This is a genomic window from Vasconcelosia minhoensis LEGE 07310 (genome assembly GCF_015207255.1).
GTDB classification, from domain to species: Bacteria; Cyanobacteriota; Cyanobacteriia; order Phormidesmidales; family Phormidesmidaceae; genus Vasconcelosia; species Vasconcelosia minhoensis.
Genome location: NZ_JADEXG010000132.1, coordinates 1 through 3,394, shown reverse-complemented (window position 1 = coordinate 3,394; position 3,394 = coordinate 1). Strand labels below are relative to the sequence as shown.

General features: G+C 56.5%; 3 protein-coding genes. All 3 read right to left on the bottom strand.

What is annotated here, in order from left to right:
- Nucleotides 1-89: 89 nt before the first annotated feature.
- From IQ241_RS25005 to IQ241_RS24995, 3 genes are read right to left on the bottom strand one after another with little or no spacing between them, the layout of a single operon-like run.
- Entirely contained in the window at nucleotides 90-1,085 is a 996-nt protein-coding gene (locus IQ241_RS25005; protein ID WP_145770273.1) for a tyrosine-type recombinase/integrase, read from the bottom strand.
- Entirely contained in the window at nucleotides 1,082-1,981 is a 900-nt protein-coding gene (locus IQ241_RS25000; RefSeq protein WP_228022090.1) for a tyrosine-type recombinase/integrase, read from the bottom strand. The genes IQ241_RS25005 and IQ241_RS25000 overlap by 4 nt, the downstream gene beginning before the upstream one ends.
- Before the next feature lie 8 nt (nucleotides 1,982-1,989).
- On the bottom strand, nucleotides 1,990-3,234 hold the full coding sequence (locus IQ241_RS24995) for a tyrosine-type recombinase/integrase (protein WP_145770271.1): 1,245 nt from the start codon (nucleotides 3,232-3,234) through the stop codon (nucleotides 1,990-1,992).
- Nucleotides 3,235-3,394: the final 160 nt, after the last annotated feature.

Below are 3,394 nucleotides of genomic sequence, written 5' to 3'. Positions count from 1 at the left end.
CTTTATGTGGAGCGAATTGTTATGCGGAGTCCGTGACAGCAGTGTCGCCGCTACAGCGTGCAGCCGATCGCGACACTCCGCATAACGTTTTAGCGCGAAACAGCTTGCAGCATTGCCATCAGCTTATCGGGGGCTCGGAATCGTCCGCGTTGCAACCCGGGTGGAGCACGGCTTGCCAGCGCTTCCAGTTTTTCCGTTGGATCAGCACGGAGATACATCTCGGTACTTTGCATGCTGGCATGTCCCAACCAGAGTGAGACCTTGCGAACATCACCCGTGGCCTGCAAGGTGTGCATGGCACATGTATGGCGCAGCACGTGCGGCGAGACCCGTTTTTCGGCGAGTAGTGGCTGTTGCTTTGCCGCATGAGAGACATGCTTGGCCAAGATGTACTCGAACCCGGATCTCGTCATGGCCCGTCCATTGGCGTTTAGGAACAATTCCGAATCGCCCGTCTGGCAGCGAACATTCAGCCAATCCTTGAGGACAGTGACGGTTTCCTTCCACAACGGCAGGACTCGCTCACGCCGACCCTTGCCCACGATGTGTATCGTCGCAGGCGTTCGCGGATCGAACTGATCGAGCCGAAGAGAAACCAGCTCTGCAACGCGCAGCCCACAGGCATAGGCCAGATGCAACATTGCCCGGTCTCGGATGCCAGATTGCGAATGCGGGTCGGGTGAGTCGAGCAAAGCCTTCAGTTCCTCTCGCGTCAGATAGTCGATCAGCGTTTGATCGGTCTTTTTCATCGGGATAGCGTGAATCTGCCGCGACTGGTCGAGATAGGCAGGAAGCCGGTATTCGAGGTAACGGAAGAACGATTTGATGGCGGCCAAACGCGCGTTTCTGGTGCGTGCGCAGTTGCCTCGCTTGGCCTCTATGTGCTCAAGAAACGTCATGATCATTGAAGCATCGATTTGATCAAGGGTCAGTTGTGACGGTTTGCATTTCAGCCTGCCGGCTGCGAATTCCACCAGCAGCTGGAAGCTATAGGCGTACGCTTCACAGGTGTGCTGGCTGGCATTGCGTTCCGCAGGAAGATGCTCCCGGAGGAAACCGCTGAGATGGGTGGCGAGATCGTTCATAGGTCTTGCTCCCTATGCAGAGTTTCTGCTGCTTCAGCAATTTGCCCAAGCAAGACCGGCGTTGCCTCAAGGTACCAGTAGGTGTCCGTTACTTTGGTGTGCCCAAGGTAGGTGCTCAATGCCGTCATATGGCGAGAAATGGCATTTCGGTCTCCACGGAATTGTTCCAGACTACGAACGGCCAGTGTGTGCCGAAGATCGTGGATGTGGGGAAGACCGCCATTTCGGGCCTGTTGCAGCCCCATAACAGTGACCAGACGAACGAACACATCCTTCACACCCCTGTAGCCAGGCGCTTTCCCATTGATGCCGACAAACAAAGCATCAGTGCTCGTCGCAGTGCGTGTGCGCACCACGAGATACCGCTCCAATGCAGCGCGGACGGTGTCGTGCAGCGGAACCAACCGACTCTTGTTGAATTTCGTTTCCAGGATCATCAAGCCATCGACGGTAATGTCCTGCAACCGTAACCTCAAGGCTTCCGAGATGCGCAAGCCTGTCGCAGCCAGAAGTCCAAATAGCGTCGCAAACATCATCGGCCGGACAGAGCCAGTCGGTTTCAACTGACCGGCAGCTTCAATGAGTTTGGCAATCTCCTCTTGGCTGAAGATATAGGGCGGCGGTCGTCGATTCCTGGAGTTGCCAAACGCAGTACGTGGTGGCACCTGGTGCCGATCATCTTCAGCCTGAAGTGCTTGCGCAAAGTGCCGGATGACGTTGAGACGCCGGTACCGCTGTGCTGAGGACGGTGCTTGGCCCGCCCACGTCAGCACTCGGTCGATACGAATGTGTTGATCACCATGCTTTTCGGCAGTAGCAACAAAGCCGCTCAGCATCAGCGATTCGTTTGCCATCTTGAAGCCAGCGCTCCGCCGTAGCTGGATATAGCGCTCCATGTCGGATCTCAACATGATGCACCTCCCGGCCATGGCTGGGCGATCTCACGCAGCATCTGGACATCGACCTTGGCATAGTGCGCGGTGGTGTCGGGTGATTGATGCCGCAACACTGCTCCAACAGAATCGAGACTGGCCCCGGAGCGCAGCAAACTGGTAGCTGCAGAATGGCGTAACAAATTTGCGCCTCGCGAAGGGGCATCTGCGATGCCTGCTCGCTCAAGGGCACGCTGAACAATCTGCGAGACAGCACAAGATTTCGCGAATGGCCGATAGGGAGCCTGCAGTCGCAAGAACATCCGATCGGAGTCAGCGAACGGTCTGACCTGATCGATGTACGTCAGCAGTACATCGCCGGCGTCTTGAGGCAGTGGCAGCCGCACTTCTCTACGCCCCTTGCCTCTGACCCGCAACGATCCCTGTGCCCACTCGATGTCGCAGAGGCGCATGGTAAGGATGTCGCCGCCACGGAGCCCAAGTCGGGCAAGGAGCAGAATAATGGCCTTGTCACGAATTCCGTGCGGTGTTCCCGTTTCACACGCTGCAATAACTCGCTCAATGTCCGAGTCGGACAAGTAGCGTGGCAGAGAGGACAACTGCCAGTGCGCGAAGACGGGTACGGCTTGATCCAGCCATGGTTTACATTCACCTCGTGCAATCAGAAATCTGAGATAGCCTCGCAGCGCTGTTCTCATCTTCGTAAGATAGGCACGGGAGCATTTCTGAGCCTCATCCAGTATGACCTGGCGAATGCACTGTGCGTTGTAGTCAGCAGGCTCGGTGCCGAGTGTTGGCATCATTCGCATAACCAGAAGGCCATGGGAATTGATGGTACGTTCGGAGACTCCACGGTGGACTCGAAGCCAGTTCTGGAATTCGGCAACTCGGGCGTCGACCTCTGGCGGCGAGAGTGCTGCGCCTGAGCGGACGATTCTGCCAACGGCCACGAAACGAAGGAATCGACGAATACGTGCCAGATATCTTTGTTCAGGCCCTCCATGCCACCACCTCGCCGTACTCTGGCACTGATGGCAAGCAAACTGTTCAATGACAGTCTCGTTCACCTCGCTGAGGTCGATGCCTGCCTTATTCAGCCAGCACACAAAGTGGCTGACGGCGGACAGGTTCACTCTCAAGGTCTGGTGGGGCGAGTAACCCAGGGTTTTCAGGTGCTTCTCGAATTGCTGTAACAACGGGTTCAGTGGGCCGGGGTCTGAACACGCCGCCGGTACGCTGTGTTTGGTCTTTGTCATTTCGGTTCTCCTCTACGATGCCACCATGGCATCAAGGAGAGACCGTAAATTATGCGGAGCACCAGACGCTGGAAATCAGCGCCAAATCACCCTTGGCAAAGACCATCGGCAGTCCCACGGCCCTGGGCTCCGCATAACAATTCGCTCCACATAAACGACT